Source organism: Sphingopyxis granuli NBRC 100800, assembly GCF_001591045.1.
Lineage (GTDB): Bacteria > Pseudomonadota > Alphaproteobacteria > Sphingomonadales > Sphingomonadaceae > Sphingopyxis > Sphingopyxis granuli.
In genome coordinates this window covers 1-23,502 of sequence record NZ_BCUA01000065.1, presented here as the reverse complement: position 1 = coordinate 23,502, position 23,502 = coordinate 1, and the positions used below count along the sequence as shown (strand labels likewise).

Sequence of the window (23,502 nt, the reverse complement as noted above, 5' to 3'; positions counted from 1 at the left end):
GGGGGAGCCTTCGCCCGATTAGTGGATCGAGCCGAACAGCAAACGCTTGGCCTCGGCCTGATGAGTCCCGTCCCTGACGCCGATCGTCCCGCGCATATCATCGTACAACCTCGCAGCGAGGGTCTCAGGCACCTCGGCATAGGGTGCCACGACCGCAAGCGCGGCCTCGGGCGTCAGTAGTTCGCCTGGTTCCGTTCCGTGCCAAATCGTTGCTTCGCCCTCCTCCGGCTCGGCCTCGGTGCGGGTGAACACCTGCGCGAAGTAGGTTTGCAACGGCCGATCCCAACCGACGACGGCCTTGATGACGTCCGGCTGATCGTTCCTGGGCGTGAGTTCGTATCGGCTCATGATCAGCTCTTGCAAATGCGATGTTCGAGATGCCGGCCGGCCCCTTCGGCGCTGGCCAGCGCCCGCCGAACCGCGGTGACGGCACGCGACGCCTCCAATTCTGTCAGGAGGTTACGCGCGGCGCGCAAATGATCAATGGTGGGATTCCAGCTCTGGTGATCAGTAGATGGAGCCTTCCGCGACGGGCCGTGGTGCGCGCCCGAGAGGCCTGGGCCGAGCTGTGACGGTACGCTCCCTACTCGGAACCCGGGACTTCCTGACCGTGCTGGACCCCACGCCTCTCAACCAGCGCGGGCAACCGATCCTCGATCCAGTCTGTGAGCACCTCGACATGAGATGCGGCTTCCTGCCCAAACGGCGTCAGCGTATATTCCACATGCGGTGGCACCACGGGATAGCTACGCCGGATCACCAGGCCATCCCCTTCGAGCTGTTGCAGCGTCTGCGCGAGCATGCGCTCACTCACGCCGTTCACTTTGCGGCGCAACGCACTGAAGCGAAGTGTGCCTGTCTCCGTCGCCTATGCTGGCGGGACGCTGCCAGCGCATTGTCAGCGGTCAGGCGGCCGGGACCTGCTCCATACGGACGTCCATGGTCTCGCGGCCGATTACGGCCACGAATTGCGCGCCTTCGGGAACGAACCATTGGGTTCTGTATGCGAGTATGGCGCGCAGGCGCTCGAGAAGTGCTGCTTCATCGCCCAGCAGGAGACGGGTCGCCATTTCCTGCGCATCGAGCAGGAAGCGATCGTGTTGGGTATCCCAGCTGTCGGCCTCGCGGTCATCGCTCGAGGAGAAACAGGCATTGTCGAGGAGGTCGACAAGTTCGGCGGGGTTCACGGCCTCGGGGGAGGCGAACACGACATTGGCTTCCTCGAAATTCCAGAAATGCGCATCGTCATATTCGATCACGACCGGCGCCGGGATCACGATCGTTTCGCCGGTCTTCCCTGACAATTGCAGGACGAGGTCAAGACGGTCGGCCACACCATTTGTCAGACCGGGGAGTTCCCCGCTGTCATAGGTGAACGTCTCTCCATTCTGCTCGATTTCGAAGCGCAGGCCCGAGATTCGAGGCAATGCGTCATACCAGCTGTAACCTCGCATCGCATCGTCAGGCTCCGCCAGTCGCCCGTCAAAACGACCATCCCTTGCGAGCGCGAAATGGGCGCACTGTTCAATGGGAGGTCCGAAATCGTCGACCAAAATGAGATCGTTCGTCGAGGTCAGGTTCTGGCGGCTGGACCCGCTATTGTAGTCGGCCATCGCCGGCGCCCATGACTGAAGCTCGCTACGCGCCTCAGGGAGGAGGACACCGAGATCGATCGATTCTTGCCAGTCCGCGAAAGAAAGACGGTGGCTGCCGAGCGCCTGGATATGCCGGTAGATGGAGAGGCGGACCGCAGCGCGCAGATACTGCAGCGCGCTGTTCTCGACCATCTCCTTGCGGGCCGGAAGCACGAGCTGCAACTCGGGCGCATCGATAATGTCGATCTTGGCGGCCCAGTGGCGATCCTTCTCCGCCACCGTCGGGAGGAGCGAGGCGACGGTCACGCCATGGAAGTTGATGCTCGGGCTGAAATGCCGGTGAAGATAATTGCGATAGATGCCGATGCGGACGCCGTCCTGCTCGACGATCGTCTCTGCTCCCTTCAACCAGTCCTCGCGGGGCAGATCCTGGCCGTTGAGCTGAACCGGAAGCGGACAATAACGCGCGGCGCGTTGTGCGACGGTTTCGAGCGATTTGGGCCATTGCTCGTCGATCGGTACGCGGATCTCGGTTCCGAAAGGATGCGTACAGGGCGCAACGGCGATGGGCGCGCCGGACTCCCAGTCGCCAGAGGCGATGCGGATCGACCAACCATCGCCGGTCGAGCGTGGGCAGGAACGGACCTCGACGTCGCGACCAGCGAGGCTGAACACGCCCATGCCGGCGGGGTCCTCTCGCCGCGCGATATCGTCACCCCAACCGGACCGGCCGAGGGCGAGAATGACCGATGGATCTTCAATCCCGGCGCCATCGTCGACAATAGCGAGAAACGCAGCCTCATCGGCTTCGATGACTTTGAGGTCGACAGCGCTCGCACCTGCCCGGCGCGCGTTCTGGATGAGCTCGGAGAGAATGTCACCGAGCGTATTATTGAAAAGGCGCGTGACCTTGGTGACGGCGGCGGGATCAACCCGGCTGTGGATGACGGTGGGAAGGGACATCTGGGGCTCCTCGACAAGTGGAAATTCTCCACCTGCAGCCCTCCTCCACTTTTCCCGGACCGACGGGGCGCTTAGGGGTCGCCTCGCGCTCAATAATCCTCGGCGAGCATGATCGTGAGCACGCGCCGCGTGAGCGACGCGTCCGCTGGATCGTCCGATCCGAATTCGAGGGCGGGATCGTAATAGTCGATCTTGAAGAGGATGCGCTCGCCCCGAAGATCGAAGGCGCCGAAGTCTCGCTCGGGGCCGTCGTCTGGGGCGAAATCATACCGGCGGACGGCGGCGAGGAGTTCGGCCTGGGCAACGATTTCACGAACCGCGTCTCCTTCGCCTGCGAGACGTGAGAGGCATGTGCGGGTTACGATGAGGCGCGCGGCTGGATCGAAGCCCTGGCGGCAACGATCGTTCAAGCGGGCGATCTGTTCTGTAACAGGGATGGTCATGCTGCCTCCTTCAGGCAGGCGTTGAACTGCTCGAGCCACTCGGCCATCGCCGGGCGATCGGGGAGTGGGACATGGGCCGCCACATCCTGGAACCGGATGAGATCGGCAGGCGCGTCACGGATGATCGCGTCGATATCGGCAGCGGGCAGGAGCTCCTCGGCGCGAATGAAATCGGTCATCCGGCCCGACCGCGTGCGCGTCGAGCGGCGCCACAGGCCTTCGACGGTCCTAAGGCGCGGGGCAGCCCTCGCCTCGACCAGCACGATCAATCGCAGACACCAGGCAGGAAGGGCGCGAACCTCATCCGGCTTCATCGCGCCGCAGATGAAGCAGCTCGATTTTGGCGGCACTGGAAGACCAGCCGCTTCGATCCGGGCAATACAGGCGGCGCGGTCCCAGCCCCATTCACGCAGGGGATAACGGCATTCGAAAAGGTCGCTTTCGATGGTCGAAGCGTGCGCGTATCGCCGCGTGTCGGCCGGCGATGCGTCGTAGCCGATGAGCCGGACGACCTTCTGACCTCGCGCCCAGGCGTCCTTGGCGGGCTCCCACTGCTTGAGAAAGGCGTCCTGCGGAGCGACCTTCCATTTGAGCGAGCACGCATGGCGCCCCAGAGAAATGCTCGGCAATGTGGCGTTCGTCAAAACGTTGGAGAGCAGATCGAAATAGGGCGGCCAGTGCTTGAAGCGGCGCGGTGTGTAGCGCACCGTCACATAGGGGATGCCCCGTGCCGCCATCCAGGCGGCGATCATCTTTTGGTAGGCGTAGGTCTCAGGTTTCTCGACGCCAGGATCGCCCGTGATCACGAGGTCGGGCGGCGTGCCCCGGCTTTCGAGTTCGAGAAGGAGCGCGGTGCTGTCGACACCGATGCCATAGGCCAGGACGACGGGTTGTGGCGCATCGACACGGATATAATCGAGCGCACGTGCGGGAACGGGGCCGGCCTCGGCCGGGACTGCGGTGAGATCGCGCATGGGGATATCCAAATGGGCTTGAGCAGAGCTTTTGCTCGATCACCCCTTCCCACTCCCCTCTCACCTGGACGGCTCGGCCTTCGAGCGCGAGGACGAGCGCACACCAGCGCTCTCGACCTAGGCGGAGCCGGCGACCGGACCGTCCGGCGCGTTGGCGAAACGATGCCTGTGTCAGCCGCAGCAGCCTAACTTCGCTGTCGGCATCGCCTGTCCGCAGCAGGCGTCGTCAGCGGCGTTTCCGGAAAGTGCGCTCAGCTTCGGGCTGTTCCCATAGTCCGTCGCATCGCCGCTGGTGTAGAATGCTTCCCACACCACACCCTGGGGATCGGCGATCCAGCTTTTTTCAGACTTGGCATAGCAACAGGTCGTCGCACCTTCCTCCAGAACCGGTCGATCGGCGGCGCTCAGGCGGCTGTAGACTTCCGCCAGTTCATCCTGGCTTTCGACCTGGATGCCGAGATGCTCGATGCCTTTGGCCGCATGGCTGTTGGCCGAGATCGCAAAGTTGACGCGCGGATCATCGAGCATCCATTTCGCGTAGTCGGGCTTCACCACCGTCGGCTCGCTGGCGAACAGCGTGGAATAGAAACGGATCGATTGGTCGAGATCTGCAACCCCGACGTGCACATGCAGGCGTTTCATGCGGACTTCCTTTCCGATGAGGATGTCGCTGGGGCTGCGCACGAAGCCTCGGTACCGCACGACGTGCTGCCGGCACAGCAGTTCTCCATGAGATAGCCCATGAGAGCGTTCATCCCCGCGTAGTTGGCAGAGTAGACGAGAGAGCGGCCGTTGCGCGTCTGGTTTATCAGTCCAGCCCGGTTGAGCTGAGCCAGATGAAACGAGAGCGACGAGTTGGGTATGTCCAGTTCGGCGGCGATAGCGCCGGCTGGAAGACCCTCAGCGCCCGCGCGCACCAGAAGCTTGAACAGCGCCAGGCGATGTTCCTGGGCGAGTGCTCCGAGAGCCAGGATTGCCTCACCGGGTTGCAACGGACTTCTCCTCATTTCGAGTAAAATCGAAACATGGCGTCCACCTTCACACGTCAACGTTAATTTCGAGTTTTATCGAAATAAGCGTTGTGCCTGTTACGCTTTCTCCTGTGGTGGAACCAGTGCGCCATCGATCGAGGCAAGGATTTCCGCGGGAGCAATGACCGGCCGATCCGCTTCGACCCGCTCCGAATAGCGATCGACCAGTTGATCGACATGCGGGCGGAGCAGGACAGTGAAACGCACCAACTCCTCTACCACGTCGACGATCCGGTCATAATAGCTCGACGGCTTCATCCGTCCGGCCTCGTCGAATTCGGTATAGGCTTTGGCCACGCTCGACTGGTTGGGGATGGTGAACATCCGCATCCAGCGGCCGAGGACGCGCAAGCTGTTCACGCTGTTGAACGATTGTGAACCTGCGGAAACCTGCATGACGGCAAGGGTGCGACCTTGCGTCGGGCGCCTGCCCTTCAATGCCAGCGGCAGGTGATCGATCTGAGATTTCATGATCCCGGTGATCTGGCCGTGCCGTTCCGGGCTGCACCAGATCTGTCCTTCGGACCAGAGCGAATGCTCGCGCAGTTCGTGAACCGCCGGATGATCGTCGTCCTGGACCTGATCGGGCATGGGCAGATCGGAGGGATCGAAGATCCGCGTCTCGCAGCCGAAGAACTGGAGCAGGCGCGCGGCCTCTTCAACCACGAACCGCGAATAGGATCGTTCGCGCAAGGAGCCATAGAGCAGCAGGATGCGCGGCGGCGGATCGAGTTCGCCCAGACCCAGCGTCGGACGACGATGAGCATATTCAGGCTTGAGCGCCGGAAGATGGTCGGGATCGGCAAGCGTCCGCAACCTGGCCAGACCCGTGTCGTTCATGCCCGGACCTCAGCCGGAACGCTGCCGGGAAACCAGCGCCGCCCGAACCAGAAGGCGACGTTTACCAGCAGGATCAGCACCGGCACTTCGACCAGCGGGCCAATGACTGCCGCGAAGGCCACCGGCGAGGCAAGCCCGAAGGCGGCGATGGCAACCGCGATGGCGAGTTCGAAATTGTTGCCCGCGGCCGTGAACGCCACTGCCGTCGTGCGCGGATAATCGCTCTCGATCAGCTTGCCCATGAAGAAGCTGACGCTGAACTGAACCACGAAGTAGATGGTGAGCGGAATGGCGATACGCAGTATGTCGCCCGGCAGTGTCACGATCTCATTGCCCTTGAGGCTGAACATGGCGACGATGGTGAACAGCAGTGCGACGAGCGTTATCGGACTTATTCTGGGCAGGAAACGGGTTTCATACCATTCGTTGCCCTTGGCTTTCACCAGCCATCTGCGCGTCAGAAATCCAGCCAAAAACGGTATGCCGAGGTAGATCAGCACCGCCTCGGCGATGGTCCAGAAACTGACATGGATGACGCTTCCCTCAAGCCCGAACAGCGGCGGCAGGAAAGCAAGGAAGAACCACGCATAAACACTGAAGAACAAGATCTGGAAGATCGAGTTGAACGCGACCAGCGCGGCCACATACTGGTTGTCGCCCCTGGCAAGCTGGTTCCAGACGATGACCATGGCAATGCAGCGGGCCAGCCCGATGAGGATCAGGCCCGTCATGTATTCCGGCTTGTCGCTAAGGAAGATGACCGCGAGCGCAAACATCAGCACCGGCCCGATGATCCAGTTCTGGATCAGCGAGATCGCCAGCACCCGCTTGTCTTCGAATACGCGCGGCAGTTCCTCATAGCGCACCCGCGCGAGCGGCGGATACATCATCAGGATCAACCCGATAGCGATGGGCACGTTGGTCGTCCCCCAGGACAGGCTGTCGATCGCCTTGGGCAATCCTTCGAAGGTTGATCCCAGGCCGACGCCGAGCGCCATGGCGAGAAAAATCCAAAGGGTTAGATAGCGATCGAGGAACGACAGGCGTTCACGCTTGGGCTGTGCGGTCATCTTGATCCCTCGTTCAGCCGGTGACGCGATTGCCGGTGGCATCGATCACCTGTTCGCCGTCTTCCTTGGCGATGACGCCGCGCTGACCAGCCGGAATTAGGTCGAGTACCTCCTCGGATGGACGGCAGAGCTTCACACCCTGCGGCGAGACAACCAGCGGGCGGTTGATGAGGACCGGATGCTTCATCATCGCGTCGATCAAATGGACGTCGGAAAGATCAGGATTGTCGAGCCCCAGGTCGGCATAGGGCGTGCCCTTCTCACGCAGCAGGTTGCGCGGCGTGATGCCGGCGCGGGCGATGAGGCTTTCCAGCAAGGCACGCGAAGGCGGAGTCTTGAGGTACTCAATGACATGCGGTTCGATCCCGGCATTGCGGATCATGGCCAGCGCATTGCGCGAGGTTCCGCATTCGGGATTGTGGTAGATGACGATGTCGCCAGATTGATCCTGATGGGTCATTCGCTTGCTCCTGCCTTGGCGCTGGCGCCCTCGCTTTGGCCGATTTCCCTAAGTTTGCGCCGCGTCGCCATCTCGTCGAGGCTGGCAAGCGGGAGTGCGAGGAACAGCGAAATGCGGTTCTGCAAGTACCGCAGCGCCTGCATGAAGGCCTCGCGCTGACCATCGCCTTCGACTGATGCCGGGTCCTCGATGCCCCAGTGCGCCGTCATCGGATGGCCGATCCATACGGGGCAGGTCTCGCCTGCGGCGTTATCGCAGACGGTGAAGATAAAATCGAATTGCGGCGCGTCCGGCGCGGCGAACTCGTCCCAGCTTTTCGAGCGCATGCCCGCTATGTCGAAGCCGAGCCCGTTCAGAACCGACAGGGCCATCGGATGGACTGCGCCCTTGGGCTGGCTGCCGGCACTCCAGGCGCGGAAGCGGCCTTCCCCCAGCTTGTTCATGATGGCTTCGCCGAGGATCGAGCGAGCACTGTTGCCGGTGCACAGGAAGAGCACGTTGTAGGTCTTGTCGGAGTCGATCGTGTCGGACATGGGTCAACCTCAGGCTTTGCAGTTGAGTTCGCCGAGCAGTTCGGCACACATTTCAGGGACGCCCTGACAGCAGTCCTGCATCAGGAAGGCGAGCAGCCGGCGCATCCCCTCATAATCGGCGCGGTAGTGGATGAGCCGGCTTTCCCGCTCGGATTCCACCAGACCCGCCCGTTCGAGAATGCCCAGGTGATGCGACATGGTGGACGGCGGCACATTGGCGGCCTGCGCGATAGCACCGGCTATCAACCCCTCCGGGCCAGCCTTCACCAACATGCGAAAGACAGACAGGCGCGTGTCATGCGCGAGCGCGCCGAGCGCCTCGACGGCCGAGACCTGCGGATTGAATTCCTTCATGGTCAATTCCATCCTTCCAAGTTGATCGAATAATAGTGGACCGCCTATATGGTCAATCGATATTTCGAACATGATGGAATCATCTGCCGCCATGGGATAGCCGGTGGTCTGTTTGATCATGGCCGATGCAACCATGCGGAGGGGCGCATAAGCGCATGCGCATGATCAGGGTCCATCCCCCGAAGACCTCTTGGTAGCCCTCGCCGAACCGACAAGACTCGCTGCGCTCGCGATCGTCTGGGACGGTCAGGAACATTGCGTATGCGAGTTGATGGACCTGTTCGGTATATCGCAATCCCGAATTTCCGCCAGCATGGGTCGCCATCGTCGATGTCATGTTCGCCGCACATACCGATAGAAGCCCTCTTCCGGTCAGACAGAAGGCGACATGACCTGATGATCCAAACACTCCCATTCAGGCGTTCGCCGGTAGTCCGTGCGGGGGGCTTGCCCCAAGCGGACGCTCTTCAACGCTGGCGGCAGGCCTGATGATCACGCAGCGCGACATCGTCATCATCGGTGGCGGCCAGATGGGGCTGTCGTTGGGCTATTATCTGCGTCGTGCTGGGGCCGATTTCGTGATCCTCGACGCCGAAGCTGGGCCCGGTGGTGCATGGCGCCATGGGTGGGATTCCCTGCGCCTGTTTTCCCCCGCCGGATACAGTTCGCTGCCGGGTTGGCTTATGCCGCCGCCCGCGCATGAGGGGTATCCCACGCGCGATGACGTCCTTGATTATCTCGCTCGCTATGAGGCCCGTTACGAATTCCCCATCAAGCGTCCAGTCCGGGTGGAATCCATCGAACGGGCCGGCGATCGTCTTGCAGTCGTGACGGACAAGGGGAGGTTTGCCGCGCAGGCGGTTGTCAGCGCCACCGGCACCTGGTCGCATCCCTATATTCCCGAGATCGAGGGGCGCGATCTTTTCAACGGCGTCCAGGTCCATTCGGCCCACTATATCCGGCCGGAGGATTACAGAGGCCAATCAGTGCTCGTGGTCGGCGGCGGCAATAGCGGCGCCCAGATCGTTGCCGAAGTGGCGCCCGTAGCACGCACCCTGTGGGTAACGACCCACGATCCCCTGTTCCTGCCCGACGATGTGGATGGCCACGTCCTGTTCGAACGCGCGGTTGCGCGGATGAAGGCTGGACCGGGCGATACACCCGTGGGCGGCATCGGCGACATCGTCATGGTCCCGCCGGTCAGGGAAGCACGCGCCCGCGGAAACCTGGCCTCTGTCCGGCCCTTCGAACGGATGACGGCCGAGGGTGTTGTCTGGCCGGATGGTTCCAAGATGGCCGTTGATGCGATCATCTGGTGCACCGGCTTTCGGCCCGCGCTCGATCACCTGGCGATGCTTGGCGTGGTCGAGGACGACGGCCGGGTGCTGGTCGATGGCCAACGGTCGATCAAGGAACCCCGCCTGTGGCTTGCGGGCTATGGCGACTGGTGCGGACCGGGATCGGCCACGCTCATGGGCGCAGCCAGGACCGCCCGCGACCTTGCCGGAATGCTCGGCAATGTGGCGTTGGTCAAAACGTTGGAAAGCAGTCTAAATAGGGCGGCCAGCGCTTGAAGCGGCGCGGTGCGGAGCGCACCGTCGCATAGGAAACGCCTCGCGCAGCATGGCGACGGCACCGGAACCAATTTGGACGGTGAGCCCGCCTCACTCCGCCTCTCGGCCCCGAGTTTACAGCTGTAACAAGCGCGGCACCACAATGATGCTTTATACATCAAATTACCATCTTCACGCATTATATAGCAATATGGTAACTTATTAAACACATTCCGAACATGCACAGCGGCTCACGCCTGGAACCGATTTCTGGCCAAGCACACGGTGGATGACCCTCTCGATCGCGGGCAGCTTCCAGCGGCAGTGATTTGGATGATCCGCCCACTCCCCCGACCCGAGGGAGCCCATTCCAAGGACTATACGAGGTTGCAGATGTCCAAGATCAAGATTCAGGCAAATATCGTTGGCTGGGGACATACCGCATTTGGGAAGCTGTCCGGGGATACGATTGAAAGCCTTATCGCGTCTGCGGCAAAGCAGGCAATTGTCCATGCCGGCATCGATCCGCGCGATATTGACGCCGTTTGGCTGGGGCATTTCAACTCCGGCATGGTCCCCGACGCGTTCTGTTCGTCGATGGTCCTGGGGGCGCACGACGCCTTGCGCTTCAAGCCGGCGACGCGATGTGAGAATGCATGCGCATCGGGTTCGGCTGCGCTCTATTCGGCGCTGGACGCAGTCCAGAGCGGGCGGATCAAGGTGGCCCTGGTCGTCGGGGCAGAAAAGATGACCGGCCTCGACACCGCGGGCGTCACGAAGGCGCTATCCGGTGCAAGTTATCAGCCCGAAGAAGCCGAGCTCTCCTTCCCGGCAATATTCGCGCAATTTGCCTTGGCCTATGCTGCGCGGCATGGCGACCCGACCGACGCAATGGCGCGCATTGCGGTAAAGAACCATCGGAATGCGCTTCTCAATCCTCTCGCGCACATGCGTAAGGAAATCGATCTCGACTTCTGCCTGACAGCGTCCGATCGCAATCCGGTGATTGCCCCACCGCTCAAGGTTACGGATTGCTCACTCATTTCCGATGGCGCGGCCGCCGTTATCATTGCTCACCCGGATGTCGCTCGCGGACTTGAACGTGCGATTGGCTTCCGTGCGGCAGAGCAGGTCAACGACTTCCTTCCCCTTTCCCGAAAAGATCTGGCCAGCTTCGAAGGCCCCCACCTGGCATTCAAGCGGGCCTACGACGCTGCGGGAATTTCCGTGAATGACCTGGACTTCGCCGAGGTCCATGATTGCTTCACGATCGCCGAGTTGCTGACGCTTGAAGCCATGGGCCTGTGCAAACCCGGCGAAGCAAGCCAGCTTGTACGGGAAGGTCAAACTGAACGTGGCGGGCGGTTGCCCATCAATTTGTCGGGCGGGCTGAAGGCCAAGGGCCATCCGGTTGGTGCAACCGGCGTATCGATGCACGTCATGGCGGCTCGCCAGCTTTCCGGGGATGCCGGAGAAATGCAGCTTCCCGGCGCCGAGCTTGGCGCTTGTTTCAACATGGGCGGCGGCGCGGTAGCGAACTACGTCTCGATCCTCGAGCCTGTCAAAGTGTAGTCGCAGCCATGGTCATCGGGATAATCATAGTCATCTCGCTGCTGCTTATGATCCTGTTCTTCGGCGTCACGATCGCGGGGGGCCGGGCACATGATCGGCGCAACGCCGAGTTGGCTGAGCGCAAGCGGCAACGCCATAAGTGCGACAGGGACACGACACCTTGAAATGCATGTGGAACATCCCGCTCTGCGCGTTCCCCGTCCGCTTGCGCTCTTGATCTAGCAGCACGCTCACACTTGGTTTGAGCAGGCAATGTCTGCGTCGGGCCCCGATTAGGATGAAATGAAATGGGTGACGCATCTCTTGAGCGCGAAGCGCTGGATTTTCACTCTACCGGTCGGCCCGGGAAGATCGAAATCGTTGCGACCAAACCTATGGCGACACAGCGCGATCTCGCGTTGGCTTATTCGCCAGGGGTAGCAGCCCCCGTACAGGCAATCGCAGCCGATCCAGACGCTGCCTACGATTACACGGCCAAGGGCAATCTGGTGGCGGTGATCACCAACGGAACCGCGATCCTCGGTCTCGGCAATCTTGGGGCTCTGGCATCAAAGCCAGTGATGGAAGGCAAGGCGGTGCTGTTCAAGCGCTTTGCCGACGTCGATTCCATCGACCTCGAGCTTGCAACCGAAGATGTCGAACGCTTCATTTCCGCGGTGGAACTGCTGGAGCCGAGTTTCGGCGGCATCAACCTTGAAGACATCAAGGCACCAGAATGCTTCATCATCGAGCAGACGCTGCGCGAGCGTATGAACATTCCCGTATTCCACGATGACCAGCACGGCACTGCGATCATCGCCGCTGCGGGTATCATCAATGCCGCGCACCTGACCGGACGCGATCTCAAAGACCTGAAAATGGTCGTGAACGGGGCCGGGGCCGCGTCGGTGGCCTGCACTGAACTCGCCAAGTCGCTCGGCGTGCGGCATGTGATCATGTGCGACAGCAAGGGAGTCATCTACCAAGGCCGCACCGAAGGCATGAACCAGTGGAAGTCGGCTCATGCCGCAGACACCGATGCGAGAACCCTCGCGGACGCGATGGACGGAGCGGACCTGTTCCTGGGCCTGTCAGTTGCTGGTGCAGTGACTGCGGAAATGGTCGCCTCGATGGCGCCGCGTCCGATCATCTTCGCTTTGGCAAATCCGACCCCGGAGATCCTGCCAGAGATCGTGAAGTCGATCCGCGCCGACGCGATCATCGCGACGGGACGATCAGACTATCCCAATCAGATCAACAATGTCTTGGGCTTCCCCTATATCTTTCGCGGGGCGCTCGATGTGAGGGCGACCACGGTCAATGACGCGATGAAGGTGGCCTCCGCGAAAGCCATCGCCGAGTTGGCCAGGCAGCGCGTTCCCGAGGAAGTGGCTGCCGCCTATGGCGGCAGTGTGGGCAGCTTCGGTCCCGAATACATCATTCCAACGCCTTTCGATCCTCGCTTGATCGAAACGGTTCCGTCGGCAGTCGCTCAAGCAGCCACGGACTCGGGTGTCGCCCGCCGACCGCTTACCGATGTCGCAACCTACCGCCAGGCACTACGGGAACGATTGAACCCAACCACAGCTGTCCTGGCCTCGGCCCATGAGTTGGCCCGCTCGCGATCGACACGGATGATCTTTGCAGAGGCCGAGGAGGATACGGTCCTGCGTGCAGCCATCGCATTTCACGAGGGAGGATATGGCACGCCGATCCTCGTCGACCAGAACGAGCGGGTGCGCGAAAGCCTCCAAGGTTTGGAGTGCGATCCGGCCAACTTGGAAATCCACAATGCGCGGATTCTCCAAAGTCGGGTAGCACCGTCAGGCGGGCAAGATGTCCCGCTCGATCAGCCATGTGCGCAGGGTCAGCACGCCTGCCACGCCGGCGGCCAGGGCGAAGGATCGGGCATCGAATGCGATCCACGCCCCGGCGCCCAGCAATCCGCCAAACAGGAAGGCGAGCCAGAAGGATGCATGCAAGCCGATCTGGCGGTGGTTGGCGCCGCTGCGCCCTCCGGCCAGCGCCTCACCAAAGCGGGCGATCTGAGCTGAGGGGGACATGGCCTCCTGCAGGTCGGAATTGTCGCGTTCGAAGACGCAATGGGCGCCGCCCATCGCCATTGCGAGGAATACAGCTGGGGCGAAGGCAATATGGGCCTGGACCGCGACATAGGCGGCGACCAGGACAAGGGCAGTCGTCAGGAGAACCAGGGTGCGTCTGAATTGCGTCGCACGGTGCGCTATCAGCGTCATCAACGTGACGCCGGCAACGAAGCTGAGAACCATGGCGCCCGCAAACAGAGCGACTGCATAGCTCTGCGGCAGATTTGCGCCCAGAACCGTGGCGTTGGCGTCGGGCGAAGCCAGGAAGACATGGCCAAAAGCGAGAAACCCGATCGCATTGACCAGTCCTGCCAGCGCCGCCAGCAAGGCCGCCAATTGCACCAGTGCGCGCTGGGCCCTGCCAACTTCCAGTGAACTGGGGCGACGTCTCAACAGGCCGGGATCGCTCATCGTTCGCCCCTCACCCATGCCTTGCCGACAGCCGTTCGATGATGAGAGCAATGCTCTGGCCGTCGAACCTGACCGTCAGACGACTCCATGCGCTGGATGGTGGGCAGGGAAAGTCCGGCAAGCTCGGCCATCTGGTGCTGGTCAAGTCCGAGAAGGGCGCGCGCGGCCCGCATTTGCTGCGACGTGATCATAACCTGCTCTAATGATGTTTTATACATCAATATGCAGTCTTAACAATTTAAGATGAAGTTGTATATATGCCTCATGCCATTCATTGGATCAGTCCCTGGGGAGCAAAGCCTCGCTGGCGGCGTTAACGCCCCCCTCAGGCTGATCCCGCGTGACCCAAGCGACTTTCGGGTCATGGCCCCGTTCCACCATGCCGGTGGATTGCTCTGTGAAGCTGAGCTCAAGCCGTTCGCAGCGGCGGGGCTGATGTCGGACATCGTCCGCGTCATCAACCAGGGCAACAGCCGTGGACCGCACGTCACTCGCGGCGCGAAGCGGGAGGCCCCGGATGAGCGATAAAACAATGCCGCAGCTGCTTCTTCCCAGGCGGCGGCAGGCGGAAGCCCGCGAATCTGCTGCGGAGCCTTCGCGTTCAGCGGAATGTGCCGACAAAGCGCACATGTCCCGCGTCCGGCGCCCCAAACTTTCGCTGCGCTACCGACCGCATGACCTCGCGACCGATCTTTGAAGCGTCCCCGTAAATTGTTCCAACAGACCGAGAGAGGCCATTGATCACATGACCCTGACCCTCACCAAGCCGGAAATCACCGTCAAGCCGGGCGGCCGTTTGCACGAAAACCTCGATACGCCACAATTGGTGGAACTCGCGTTGCGGCGCGGCGAAGGCCGCATGTCGGAACATGGCGCGCTGGTGGTCGAGACAGGCACCCACACCGGGCGCTCGGCGCAGGACAAGTTCATCGTCCGCGATGTCGAAACCAAGGACGACGTCTGGTGGGGACCGTCCAACAAGCCGATGAAGGGAGGGGCCTTCGAGAAGCTGCGCGAAGACTTCTACAAGCACCTGTCGACACTCGACGATGTGTTTGTGCAAGACCTGTTCGGCGGGTCTCAGCCGGAATTCCGCGTCGGCGTGCGGATCATTACCGAACTGGCCTGGCATTCAAGCTTTGTACGCACCATGCTGGTGCGGCCAACCGCAGACGAGCTTAAACAATTCTCTGCCGACTATACGATCATTGATCTGCCGAGTTTCCGCGCCGATCCCGAGCGCCATGGCTGCCGCTCAGAGACGGTGATCGCCATCGATTTCATGAACAAGCTGATCCTGATCGGCGGCACCGGCTATGCGGGCGAGATGAAGAAGGCGGTCTTCACGGTCCTCAACTACGTCCTGCCCCGGCAAGGCGTCATGCCGATGCACTGCTCGGCCAATATCGGACCCGATGGCGACACCGCGATCTTCTTCGGTCTTTCGGGAACCGGCAAGACCACCTTGTCCGCCGATGCCTCGCGCACGCTGATCGGCGACGACGAACATGGCTGGTCGGATACCGCCGTCTTCAACTTCGAAGGCGGCTGCTATGCCAAGATGATCTGTCTGTCGGCCGAGGCCGAACCCGAGATCCATGCAACCACGCAGCGCTTTGGCACGATCCTCGAGAACGTGGTCATGCATCCGGAGACCCGTGCGCTCGATCTCGATGACGCCTCACTCGCCGAGAACAGCCGCGGCGCCTACCCAATCCATTTCATCCCCAACGCTTCGTGCGAGAATATGGGGCCGGTGCCCAAGACCATCATCATGCTGACGGCCGACGCCTTCGGTGTGCTACCGCCGATCGCCCATCTCACACCGGAACAGGCGATGTACCATTTCCTGTCTGGCTACACGGCAAAGGTGGCGGGCACCGAGCTAGGTGTGACTGAGCCGGAGGCCACATTCTCGACTTGCTTTGGCGCCCCCTTCATGCCGCGCCATCCCAGCGTCTACGGTAATCTTCTGCGCCGGCGTATTGCCAGGGGTGGGGTCGATTGCTGGCTGGTCAACACGGGCTGGACCGGCGGCCAGCATGGCACCGGCTCGCGCATGCCGATCAAGGTGACCCGCGCACTGCTCAATGCCGCGCTGTCGAGCAAGCTTAAGCAGGCGGAGTTCCGTATCGACCCCAATTTCGGCTTCGCGGTCCCGATCGCGGTCGAAGGCGTCGATAGCAATATCCTCGATCCGCGCGCGACCTGGGAAAAGCCCGATGCATACGACCAGGCGGCACGCGGCCTTGCCGACCGCTTCCGCCGCAACTTCACGCAGTTTGTCGCGCATGTCGATGAGAGCATCCGGGCTGCCGCGCCTCCCGGGATGTTCGATGCCTGATTTCATGCAGACACCCTTTGACCAATTACGAGAAAAGCCAAAGTCCATGCCAGTCCATGAGCCTGGATCCGTGACCAGCAGCCTCGTCCTGCCCGCCTCGGGTTGGGCCGCGATACTGCGCGGTCTGCGCGGGCATTGTCCGCGCTGCGGCGAGGCCCGGTTGTTCATGCGATTTCTCAAGCCGATCCCACGCTGCCCGCAGTGCGCGCAAGACTGGACGCACCAGCAGGCCGATGATTTTCCGGCCTATGTCTCGATACTCGTGACCGGACATCTGATGGCGCCGCTCATCATCGCGCTGGTCCGCGACGCGGACCTGTCCGTCCCGGCGCTTATGGCCGTTATCCTGCCGCTCGCCATGACGCTGATGATCGGACTGCTCCAGCCCGCCAAGGGCGCCATCATCGCCTTGCAGTGGTGGTTCGGCATGCATGGTTTCCGCAAGGAGCGTCCGGGAACGGTCCCGGACGAAGCCGAATCATGACGACAGAATTCCGCCCGCTCGCAGTGACCGGGATCGGCGAGGCCGTGAGGTTTTGAAAAGCGTGCGAACAGCCTCATTCCAGATCGGCCCAGGAGACCTCAAACCGGGGCGGCCGGCACCCTGTATTTAGCCCATATCTGTTCACGGAGTAACCGGACTTGCCACAGAGCAAAGTCATCGCGCGTTATGAAGACGCGATTTCAACCGGGCAATTGCGCCCCGACGACGCACAGCGCCAGGTCGCGCACCGCTTCGGCAAGGCTGTTGCCGAACTGGAAGCGCAAGCACAGCGGCCTGGTCTCATGGCTCGCATCACCCGGCGCAAACCCGAGCCTGTCCGGGGTGTTTACCTCTGGGGCGGCGTCGGGCGCGGCAAGTCGATGTTGATGGACCTGTTCTTCGACTGTGTCGATATCGCCGACAAGCGGCGGGTTCACTTCCATGAGTTCATGCAGGAAGTGCATGATCGGCTGCGCGTCGAACGCGCGAAGGAGGCGGGCGACCCGATTCTGCCGGTGGCCGATGCGATCGCAGGGGAGGCCCGGCTGATTGCGTTCGACGAGATGATCGTCACCAATTCGGCTGACGCCATGATCCTGTCCCGGCTGTTTACCCGGATCATCGGCCACGGCGTCACGATAGTCGCGACATCGAACCGACCACCCCAGGATCTCTACAAGAACGGCCTCAATCGCGAACATTTCCTGCCGTTCATCGCGCTTCTGAAGGATCGGCTCGATGTGCTCTCGCTCGACGGCCCGACCGATTATCGCCTCCAGCGCCTGGGCGGCTTCCAGACCTGGCATGTCCCCAACGGTGACGCTGCGACCGAAGCCCTGAGCCGGGCCTTCTTCCGTCTGACCGACTTCCCGGTCGAGGACCGCGAGCACGTTCCCTCCGAAACGGTCGCGATCAAGGGCGGGCGGGAACTGTTCGTGCCCAAATCGCTCAAGGGCGTGGCGGTCTTCTCGTTCAAACGGTTGTGCGGCGAGCCGCGCGGCATACCCGACTACCTGGCCCTCGCGCATCGCTATCACACCGTCATTCTCGTCGGCATCCCGGTGCTGGATGCAAACCGGAAATCGCAAGCAGCGCGATTCAAGACCCTGATCGACACGCTGTACGAGAATGGCGTCAAGCTGCTCGCTTCCGCCGATCGTGATCCCGACACGCTCTACTGCGCCTCTGAGGATGCGTTCGAGTTCGAGCGCACCGTTTCGCGTCTCAATGAAATGGGATCGCACGACTACCTGGCCCGCGGCCATGGCGTCAGCGACGAGAGGAGCGCCGCACGATTGGACGATCAGTCTCGTCCGATCCCAATTCTCGATCAGGCCCATCCTGCAACGGACGGAGCCATGTCATGACACAAAAACCACTGCTCAAACCGACAACCCGCAACAGCGACTTCTATCTGATCCGGCTCAACACGTGCCTGGAAGAAGCCGAGGAAGCCACCCTGCCGCGCGTCCGGGATCGTTGCCTTCGCGCGGCCGCGGCATGGCAGGAAATGTACGAAAAGGCGCAATTGTTCGAACGGCGCCTTGGGCGCTGAGCGGGGCATGAGCAATCCTTTGGTAGATTTGTCGGTTTGCACGGAGTGGTACGCCCCGGATTGTCAGACGAAGCGGCATGCCTGTGACAGATAGCTGTTCCACCTATGCGCTGCATTCAGACGCCACGACGGACGTCGCTGAACTTGACGCCACCGAGATCGACATATTCCTCGAACACATTGACGAGATTGATCGGGAGCAGCGGTGGAGCGCGCGATTCGAGGCGACATCCTCGCAGCTTGATGGCGAGGAAAACGACTTTGTTGCGCCGTTGGTCTTTGAACTTGGGGACATCAGGAGTTTGTTGGCGAACTGGGCTTTTGTTCAAAGCGCCATGAGCATCACCGACCCGGTCCGGCTGATGCTTGAATATACCCAGGCCATGATGGGCTTCCTGCTGTTCAATCCATCACCAGAAACGGTCGAGATCATCGGTCTGGGCGGCGGCTCTCTGGCAAAATACTGTCACAAGTTCTTGCCCGGGACTTCGATCCGCGGGGTGGATGTCGATTGGAATGTCATCGACGTCGCCGATCAGTTTTGCATGCCACCCCGCAGCGACCGCTTTGAGATAATCTGGGCTGACGGTTCTGACTTCGTGGTGACCGATCAGCGATCGACCGATATCCTTCTTGTCGATGGCTTCGACAGCAGCGGACAACCTCCACAGCTCTGTTCGCCGGACTTCTACCGCGCGTGCCGCGCCCGGCTCAACGCTAACGGAATTCTCGTCGTCAATTTGTGTGACCATGCCGGGAAGAATGAGCCCATTCTGCGGCGCCTGCGTGAATGTTTTGGCAGGATCATCACCATATCCGTCGAAGTCGGAATGAATCTCGTCGTCTTCGCGTTCAGGGACGAGCGCGACAGATTCGACCGCGAAAAGCTGCGTGAGGCGGCGATGATTTTGCAGCGAGAGCATCCCCTGCCGATGGCAGGCCTGGTGGAAAAATTGCTCTGGTAATCAGCCATCCGAAAACATCGCCAGAAGCGCTCAATGCTCCTCCGGCATGTCGTAGGCGGGCCAAAACTCATGCACTCGGCCAGTGGATGAATGGATCAAGCTGGCAGCGCGGTGGGTTCGAAGCCCCGGCCTACCCGCGAAAGGCTGCTCGGGCATGCTGTGACCTGCCCTGACGCCCCTCCTCTTCCGCCCTTGCCGTTCATGACGTTTCCCTTCGGCGGTTCCATCTTGCAACGAGCACATATCGCCGATAGATAGTAATAGATTACTAGCTTTCGAAAGCGCAAACAATGAATGGGCGTTCCAGGCATCTCCCCGCTGACGAGCGACGGGCGGCGACCGTGGAGGCGGTGGTCGACCTGGCTGCGGAACAGAACCCGAGCGACATCACAACGACGGCCATCGCCCAGCGAATGGGACTGACCCAGGGGGCGCTTTTCCGTCACTTCCCGAGCAAGGACGCTATCTTGCAGGCGGTCATGTCCTGGGTGACCGAGCGCTTGCTCGCCCGCGTGGACAAGGCAGCGGAAGAAGCCGCATCGCCGGCCGCTGCCCTTGAGGCGGTCTTCATGACGCATATCGATTTCGTGTCTGATCATCCCGGTGTGCCGAGAATGCTGTTCGGGGAGTTGCAACGACCGGGCGAGACTCTCCCGAAGCGCATGGCCCAGACCCTGATCCGCCACTATGGCGAACGGCTGCGTGGCCTGCTCGAAGCCGGGAAGGCACAGGGCGAACTGCATGCGGACCTCGATCCGGATGCCGCAGCCACGCTGTTCATCGGCACGATCCAGGGTCTCGTCATGCAATCCATGCTGGCGGGCGATGTGGCCCGCATCCGTAGCGATGCGCCCGGCGTGTTCGCCATTTATCTGCGCGGTATCGGAGCAGCATCATGAAGAGCATCCGACTGTCCAGCACGGCAAAGCGGGTCATACTTGTTGCTGCTATCGTCGCAATAATCGGTGCTGGATGGCTGTGGATGCAGCGGGGCAGCCGCGACGGTGACGCACTCACCCTATACGGCAATGTCGACATTCGGGAGGTCCAATTAGCCTTCCGCCAGTCCGGCCGCGTCGCGCAGATGCTGTTCGATGAAGGCGATCATGTCGAACCGGGCGCGCGCGTGGCGACTCTCGACGCGCAACCGTTTGAGGAAGCGCTCGCCGCGGCCGATGCGGCCGTAGCGGTCGCGCAGGCAGACCTCGACAAATTGCGCCGCGGCCTGCGTCCGCAAGAGATTACCCAGACGCAGGAGGCCCTCAATCAGGCCTTGGCCGTGGCCAGGGATGCGGCGCGCAATTTCGATCGTCAGAGCCAGTTGCTCGCTTCAGGCGCCGCCAGTCAAAAGACGGTCGATGCCGCGCGCGCCGCGCGCGATCAGGCCGTCGCCAGTGTCAATGCAGCCAGGGCCGCGCATTCGCAAGCCGCGGAAGGCTTCCGCAAGGAAGATATCGCGGCGGGGCAGGCACACCTCACCGCCGCGCAAGCAGCACGCGCCCAAGCGGCCACCGCGCTTGCCGACACAACACTGCTTGCGCCCAGCACCGGCACGATCATCGCACGGGTGCGCGAACCCGGAAGCATGGTTGTCAGCCAGAGCCCGGTTTACAGCCTCAGCCTGGACAGGCCGGTTTATGTGCGCGCTTATGTCGGCGAATCGGATCTGGGCCGCATCGCGCCCGGAATGCGGGTGCGCGTTCGCAGCGACTCGTCCGACAAGACCTATCAGGGCCAGATCGGGTTCATTTCGCCGCGCGCCGAATTCACGCCAAAAACGGTCGAGACCACGGATCTGCGCACGGATCTGGTCTATCGTTTGCGGATTGTCGTCACCAACGCAGATGCGGCGCTTCGCCAGGGCATGCCGGTGACCATCGAGGTCGATGCCGGACAAGCCTCCGACGCGCGCACCAAAGGCCGCTAACATGCTGTCCGGTAGCACAATATCGGACCCGCCACCTGATCGGACCGGTGATGTCGCGGTTGTCATCAATGGTCTGAACAAGCATTTCGGCGGCGCGCCTGCCTTGCAGGACCTCAGCGCGCAGATACGCTACGGCCGCCTGACCGGGCTGGTTGGCCCGGACGGTGCCGGCAAGACCACCCTGATGCGCATCCTGACCGGCCTGCTGGTGCCGAGCAGCGGCCGCGCCACGGTGGCGGGCTTCGATGTGGTGGCCGACAATGACGCCATCCACGTTGCGACCGGCTACATGCCGCAGCGCTTTGGCCTCTACGAAGACCTGTCGGTCCTGGAGAATATGCGCCTTTATGCGCAGTTGCGCGGCATGGACGCCGACGGACACGCCGACCTGTTTGCAGAACTGCTCGACTTCACGCGTCTTGCCCCCTTTACCGGGCGTCTGGCGGGCAAGCTCTCCGGCGGCATGAAGCAGAAGCTGGGGCTCGCCTGCGCGCTGATGGCCCGGCCTGCCGTACTGTTGCTCGATGAACCGGGCGTCGGTGTCGATCCGGTCAGCCGTCAGGATCTGTGGCGCATGGTGCAGGCGCTGACCGACGAGGGGATGGCCGTGGTCTGGTCGACCGCCTATCTCGACGAAGCCGAACGCTGCGACAGCGTGCTGCTGCTCAACGAAGGGCAACTCGCCTATGACGGGCCGCCCGGAGAGTTGACCGCGCGCCTCACAAACCGGAGCTTTCGCCTCGAACAGGTTGGCGATCAGCGGCGGGCCGTGCTTGCCGAGGCGCTCGATCTGGACAGTGTCGGCGACGGGGTGATCCAGGGCGCCGGTGTCCGCGTGGTGTTGCGCGCCAAGGCAGGGACAGAACAGATCAACGCGCTTGCCGACCGGGTCGAGGCGCGGCTCAGAGCGGTGCCCGCCCGCTTCGAAGACGCCTTCATCGATCTCCTGGGCGGCGGCCCGGGCGGCACATCGGCGCTCGCCGAGGGGTTGTCGCCGGTCGAACTTGCTTCAGACGTCGCCGTTTCCTGCCGGGATCTGACGAAGCGCTTTGGTGACTTCACAGCCACAGACACTGTGAGCTTCGAGGTCCGCAAAGGCGAAATCTTCGGCCTGCTCGGGCCGAACGGCGCCGGCAAATCGACCACCTTCAAGATGCTGTGCGGCCTGCTCAAACCCACCAGCGGCGAGGCGCATGTGGTGGGGCTGGACCTGCGCCGGGCGACCGGCGCGGCCAAAGGCCAGCTTGGCTATATGGCGCAAAAGTTCTCGCTCTACGGTTTGCTGTCCGTGCGGCAGAACCTGGAGTTTTCCGCCGGCGTCTATGGTTTGGACGGCGCCGCGCGGCGGGCGCGGATCGACGAGATGATCGACATCTTCGGCCTGCAGCCCTGGCTCTCGGCGGCGCCGGACTCGCTGCCGCTCGGGGTTAAGCAACGCCTGGCGCTGGCCTGCGCGGTGATGCATCGCCCGCCCGTGCTGTTCCTGGATGAGCCGACCTCCGGCGTCGACCCCATCACACGGCGCGAATTCTGGACCCATATCAACGGCCTTGCCCGCAAGGGCGTGACGGTGATGGTCACCACCCATTTCATGGACGAGGCGGAATATTGCGACCGGGTGGCGATGCTCTCCCGCGCCCGGTTGATCGCGCTCGACACGCCGGACGCGCTTAAGCGCCGCGCGGTCAGCGGTCGCCGGCCGGACCCGACCATGGAAGACGCCTTCATTCATCTGGTCGAAGCCGAGGACCGCGCGGAGGGCGTTGCCGCATGACCGGCGCGAGCGGACCGCGAACGGGCCTCCCGGCCATGCGCCGCTTCGACCCAAAGCGGCTTTGGGCGCTGGTACGCAAGGAAAGCCTGCAGGCGATACGTGATCCGTCCACGCTGCTGATCGCCTTCGCCCTTCCGGTCGTGCTGCTGCTCCTGTTTTCCTATGCGGTGTCGCTGGACGTGCGTGCGGTGCGCATCGGCGTCGTGCAGGAATCCGGGTCCGCTTCGGCGCAATCGCTGGCCGCCGCCTTCGCCGGCACCCGCTATCTGGACGTCACCTTCGCTCATGACCGGCGCGAGGTCGCGGAACGGGTCGTCTCGGGCAGCTTGCGCGGCTTTGTGGTGATACCGCAGGATTTCGAGCAGCGCCTGGCCGCGCGCGGCGCGCAGCCTCTGGTGCAGATCATCGCCGATGGCTCGCAGCCCAATACGGCGAACTATGTCGCCAATTATGCACAGGGCGTGGTGCAGAACTGGCGGGGCGGGCTGGATGGCGAAATACCCCGCGCAGCCGTCACGATGGAGCCGCGCTACTGGTTCAACGCCGAACTGGAAAGCCGCCGCGCGCTCG

The 23,502-nt window shown here is 62.2% G+C and carries 24 protein-coding genes and 3 pseudogenes; 13 read left to right on the top strand and 14 right to left on the bottom strand.

The features are described from left to right. Window positions 1-18: 18 nt before the first annotated feature. The 12 genes and pseudogenes from SGR02S_RS14290 to SGR02S_RS14235 all read right to left on the bottom strand — a co-directional run bounded on the left by SGR02S_RS14290 (window position 19) and on the right by SGR02S_RS14235 (window position 8,275). Window positions 19-348, bottom strand: a complete 330-nt coding sequence (locus SGR02S_RS14290) for a hypothetical protein (RefSeq protein ID WP_067111170.1) — start codon at window positions 346-348, stop codon at window positions 19-21. Between the two features lie 235 nt (window positions 349-583). After that, window positions 584-847, bottom strand: a pseudogene (locus tag SGR02S_RS14285) (winged helix-turn-helix transcriptional regulator); the annotation flags it as partial. Window positions 848-905: 58 nt separating this feature from the next. Beyond that, complete coding sequence (locus SGR02S_RS14280) at window positions 906-2,558, bottom strand: ATP-binding protein (RefSeq protein WP_067111160.1); 1,653 nt, start codon at window positions 2,556-2,558, stop codon at window positions 906-908. Window positions 2,559-2,647: 89 nt separating this feature from the next. Beyond that, window positions 2,648-3,001, bottom strand: coding sequence for a DUF3768 domain-containing protein (locus SGR02S_RS14275; RefSeq protein WP_067111157.1), 354 nt, complete (start codon window positions 2,999-3,001; stop codon window positions 2,648-2,650). Beyond that, window positions 2,998-3,975, bottom strand: a complete 978-nt coding sequence (locus tag SGR02S_RS14270; protein ID WP_067111154.1) for a hypothetical protein — start codon at window positions 3,973-3,975, stop codon at window positions 2,998-3,000. The genes SGR02S_RS14275 and SGR02S_RS14270 overlap by 4 nt, the downstream gene beginning before the upstream one ends. A gap of 171 nt (window positions 3,976-4,146) precedes the next feature. Next, a complete protein-coding gene (locus SGR02S_RS14265; protein WP_067111152.1) occupies window positions 4,147-4,617 on the bottom strand; it encodes an ArsI/CadI family heavy metal resistance metalloenzyme in 471 nt (156 codons plus the stop codon). Then, window positions 4,614-4,967 (bottom strand): ArsR/SmtB family transcription factor, encoded by a 354-nt coding sequence (locus SGR02S_RS14260; RefSeq protein WP_237365949.1) that lies wholly within the window; start codon window positions 4,965-4,967, stop codon window positions 4,614-4,616. Before SGR02S_RS14260 ends, SGR02S_RS14265 begins: the two co-directional genes overlap by 4 nt. A gap of 96 nt (window positions 4,968-5,063) precedes the next feature. Beyond that, window positions 5,064-5,846 carry an arsenical resistance protein ArsH gene (gene arsH / locus SGR02S_RS14255; RefSeq protein ID WP_067111146.1) on the bottom strand — a complete coding sequence of 261 codons (783 nt, stop codon included), beginning with the start codon at window positions 5,844-5,846 and terminating at the stop codon, window positions 5,064-5,066. Further along, window positions 5,843-6,916 carry an ACR3 family arsenite efflux transporter gene (gene arsB, locus SGR02S_RS14250; protein WP_067111143.1) on the bottom strand — a complete coding sequence of 358 codons (1,074 nt, stop codon included), beginning with the start codon at window positions 6,914-6,916 and terminating at the stop codon, window positions 5,843-5,845. The genes arsH and arsB overlap by 4 nt, the downstream gene beginning before the upstream one ends. A 13-nt stretch (window positions 6,917-6,929) precedes the next feature. Next, window positions 6,930-7,376 (bottom strand): arsenate reductase (glutaredoxin), encoded by a 447-nt coding sequence (gene arsC / locus SGR02S_RS14245; protein WP_067111140.1) that lies wholly within the window; start codon window positions 7,374-7,376, stop codon window positions 6,930-6,932. Continuing rightward, window positions 7,373-7,909 carry an arsenate reductase ArsC gene (locus tag SGR02S_RS14240; RefSeq protein ID WP_067111137.1) on the bottom strand — a complete coding sequence of 179 codons (537 nt, stop codon included), beginning with the start codon at window positions 7,907-7,909 and terminating at the stop codon, window positions 7,373-7,375. The genes arsC and SGR02S_RS14240 overlap by 4 nt, the downstream gene beginning before the upstream one ends. Before the next feature lie 9 nt (window positions 7,910-7,918). Continuing rightward, entirely contained in the window at window positions 7,919-8,275 is a 357-nt protein-coding gene (locus SGR02S_RS14235) for an ArsR/SmtB family transcription factor (RefSeq protein WP_067111134.1), read from the bottom strand. Between the two features lie 178 nt (window positions 8,276-8,453). Between SGR02S_RS14235 and SGR02S_RS19725 the strand changes: the two genes are divergently transcribed. From SGR02S_RS19725 to SGR02S_RS14220, 4 genes and pseudogenes are all read left to right on the top strand, one after another. Further along, complete coding sequence (locus SGR02S_RS19725; protein ID WP_082797157.1) at window positions 8,454-8,621, top strand: ArsR family transcriptional regulator; 168 nt, start codon at window positions 8,454-8,456, stop codon at window positions 8,619-8,621. Window positions 8,622-8,751: 130 nt separating this feature from the next. Further along, window positions 8,752-9,837, top strand: a complete 1,086-nt coding sequence (locus SGR02S_RS14230; RefSeq protein ID WP_067111133.1) for an ArsO family NAD(P)H-dependent flavin-containing monooxygenase — start codon at window positions 8,752-8,754, stop codon at window positions 9,835-9,837. A gap of 372 nt (window positions 9,838-10,209) precedes the next feature. After that, on the top strand, window positions 10,210-11,388 hold the full coding sequence (locus SGR02S_RS14225; RefSeq protein WP_067111167.1) for an acetyl-CoA acetyltransferase: 1,179 nt from the start codon (window positions 10,210-10,212) through the stop codon (window positions 11,386-11,388). Between the two features lie 287 nt (window positions 11,389-11,675). After that, window positions 11,676-13,163: pseudogene (locus SGR02S_RS14220) on the top strand (phosphate acyltransferase); the annotation flags it as partial. Between the two features lie 27 nt (window positions 13,164-13,190). On the opposite strand, the gene SGR02S_RS19720 reads toward SGR02S_RS14220, so the two are convergent. Both SGR02S_RS19720 and SGR02S_RS19715 read right to left on the bottom strand, forming a co-directional pair. Then, on the bottom strand, window positions 13,191-13,883 hold the full coding sequence (locus SGR02S_RS19720; protein ID WP_082797156.1) for a YoaK family protein: 693 nt from the start codon (window positions 13,881-13,883) through the stop codon (window positions 13,191-13,193). A gap of 62 nt (window positions 13,884-13,945) precedes the next feature. Then, window positions 13,946-14,074: pseudogene (locus SGR02S_RS19715) on the bottom strand (helix-turn-helix domain-containing protein); the annotation flags it as partial. 554 nt (window positions 14,075-14,628) lie between these two features. Here SGR02S_RS19715 and SGR02S_RS14205 point away from each other — a divergent pair. The 9 genes from SGR02S_RS14205 to SGR02S_RS14165 all read left to right on the top strand — a co-directional run. Next, window positions 14,629-16,227 (top strand): phosphoenolpyruvate carboxykinase, encoded by a 1,599-nt coding sequence (locus tag SGR02S_RS14205; protein ID WP_067111124.1) that lies wholly within the window; start codon window positions 14,629-14,631, stop codon window positions 16,225-16,227. Window positions 16,228-16,273: 46 nt separating this feature from the next. Further along, window positions 16,274-16,711 carry a DUF983 domain-containing protein gene (locus SGR02S_RS14200; RefSeq protein ID WP_067111121.1) on the top strand — a complete coding sequence of 146 codons (438 nt, stop codon included), beginning with the start codon at window positions 16,274-16,276 and terminating at the stop codon, window positions 16,709-16,711. A gap of 158 nt (window positions 16,712-16,869) precedes the next feature. Further along, on the top strand, window positions 16,870-18,078 hold the full coding sequence (zapE, locus tag SGR02S_RS14195; RefSeq protein WP_082797154.1) for a cell division protein ZapE: 1,209 nt from the start codon (window positions 16,870-16,872) through the stop codon (window positions 18,076-18,078). Then, window positions 18,075-18,266, top strand: a complete 192-nt coding sequence (locus SGR02S_RS14190; protein ID WP_067111118.1) for a hypothetical protein — start codon at window positions 18,075-18,077, stop codon at window positions 18,264-18,266. The genes zapE and SGR02S_RS14190 overlap by 4 nt, the downstream gene beginning before the upstream one ends. A gap of 77 nt (window positions 18,267-18,343) precedes the next feature. Continuing rightward, the gene (locus tag SGR02S_RS14185) at window positions 18,344-19,231 is read left to right on the top strand and encodes a spermine/spermidine synthase domain-containing protein (protein WP_067111115.1); all 888 of its coding nucleotides are present in this window, start codon (window positions 18,344-18,346) and stop codon (window positions 19,229-19,231) included. A gap of 341 nt (window positions 19,232-19,572) precedes the next feature. Next, window positions 19,573-20,130, top strand: coding sequence for a TetR/AcrR family transcriptional regulator (locus tag SGR02S_RS14180; protein ID WP_439951066.1), 558 nt, complete (start codon window positions 19,573-19,575; stop codon window positions 20,128-20,130). Further along, window positions 20,127-21,158, top strand: coding sequence for a secretion protein HlyD (hlyD, locus tag SGR02S_RS14175; protein ID WP_067111109.1), 1,032 nt, complete (start codon window positions 20,127-20,129; stop codon window positions 21,156-21,158). Before SGR02S_RS14180 ends, hlyD begins: the two co-directional genes overlap by 4 nt. A 1-nt stretch (window position 21,159) precedes the next feature. After that, the gene (locus SGR02S_RS14170) at window positions 21,160-22,932 is read left to right on the top strand and encodes an ATP-binding cassette domain-containing protein (protein WP_067111107.1); all 1,773 of its coding nucleotides are present in this window, start codon (window positions 21,160-21,162) and stop codon (window positions 22,930-22,932) included. Next, a partial coding sequence (locus SGR02S_RS14165; RefSeq protein WP_156483090.1) for an ABC transporter permease occupies window positions 22,929-23,502 on the top strand: 574 nt, incomplete at its 3' end. The genes SGR02S_RS14170 and SGR02S_RS14165, both read left to right, overlap by 4 nt.

Bases quoted from the DNA above. Each gene is read 5' to 3' on its own strand.
- SGR02S_RS14185 (WP_067111115.1), top strand. From the start codon at position 18,344: ATGCCTGTGACAGATAGCTGTTCCACCTATGCGCTGCATTCAGACGCC.
- arsC (WP_067111140.1), bottom strand. From the start codon at position 7,376: ATGACCCATCAGGATCAATCTGGCGACATCGTCATCTACCACAATCCC.
- SGR02S_RS14190 (WP_067111118.1), top strand. From the start codon at position 18,075: ATGACACAAAAACCACTGCTCAAACCGACAACCCGCAACAGCGACTTC.
- SGR02S_RS19720 (WP_082797156.1), bottom strand. From the start codon at position 13,883: ATGAGCGATCCCGGCCTGTTGAGACGTCGCCCCAGTTCACTGGAAGTT.
- SGR02S_RS14200 (WP_067111121.1), top strand. From the start codon at position 16,274: ATGCCAGTCCATGAGCCTGGATCCGTGACCAGCAGCCTCGTCCTGCCC.
- SGR02S_RS14170 (WP_067111107.1), top strand. From the start codon at position 21,160: ATGCTGTCCGGTAGCACAATATCGGACCCGCCACCTGATCGGACCGGT.
- SGR02S_RS14275 (WP_067111157.1), bottom strand. From the start codon at position 3,001: ATGACCATCCCTGTTACAGAACAGATCGCCCGCTTGAACGATCGTTGC.
- SGR02S_RS14280 (WP_067111160.1), bottom strand. From the start codon at position 2,558: ATGTCCCTTCCCACCGTCATCCACAGCCGGGTTGATCCCGCCGCCGTC.
- arsH (WP_067111146.1), bottom strand. From the start codon at position 5,846: ATGAACGACACGGGTCTGGCCAGGTTGCGGACGCTTGCCGATCCCGAC.
- SGR02S_RS14265 (WP_067111152.1), bottom strand. From the start codon at position 4,617: ATGAAACGCCTGCATGTGCACGTCGGGGTTGCAGATCTCGACCAATCG.
- arsB (WP_067111143.1), bottom strand. From the start codon at position 6,916: ATGACCGCACAGCCCAAGCGTGAACGCCTGTCGTTCCTCGATCGCTAT.
- SGR02S_RS14240 (WP_067111137.1), bottom strand. From the start codon at position 7,909: ATGTCCGACACGATCGACTCCGACAAGACCTACAACGTGCTCTTCCTG.
- SGR02S_RS14205 (WP_067111124.1), top strand. From the start codon at position 14,629: ATGACCCTGACCCTCACCAAGCCGGAAATCACCGTCAAGCCGGGCGGC.
- SGR02S_RS14225 (WP_067111167.1), top strand. From the start codon at position 10,210: ATGTCCAAGATCAAGATTCAGGCAAATATCGTTGGCTGGGGACATACC.
- SGR02S_RS14235 (WP_067111134.1), bottom strand. From the start codon at position 8,275: ATGGAATTGACCATGAAGGAATTCAATCCGCAGGTCTCGGCCGTCGAG.
- SGR02S_RS14290 (WP_067111170.1), bottom strand. From the start codon at position 348: ATGAGCCGATACGAACTCACGCCCAGGAACGATCAGCCGGACGTCATC.
- SGR02S_RS14230 (WP_067111133.1), top strand. From the start codon at position 8,752: ATGATCACGCAGCGCGACATCGTCATCATCGGTGGCGGCCAGATGGGG.
- hlyD (WP_067111109.1), top strand. From the start codon at position 20,127: ATGAAGAGCATCCGACTGTCCAGCACGGCAAAGCGGGTCATACTTGTT.
- SGR02S_RS14270 (WP_067111154.1), bottom strand. From the start codon at position 3,975: ATGCGCGATCTCACCGCAGTCCCGGCCGAGGCCGGCCCCGTTCCCGCA.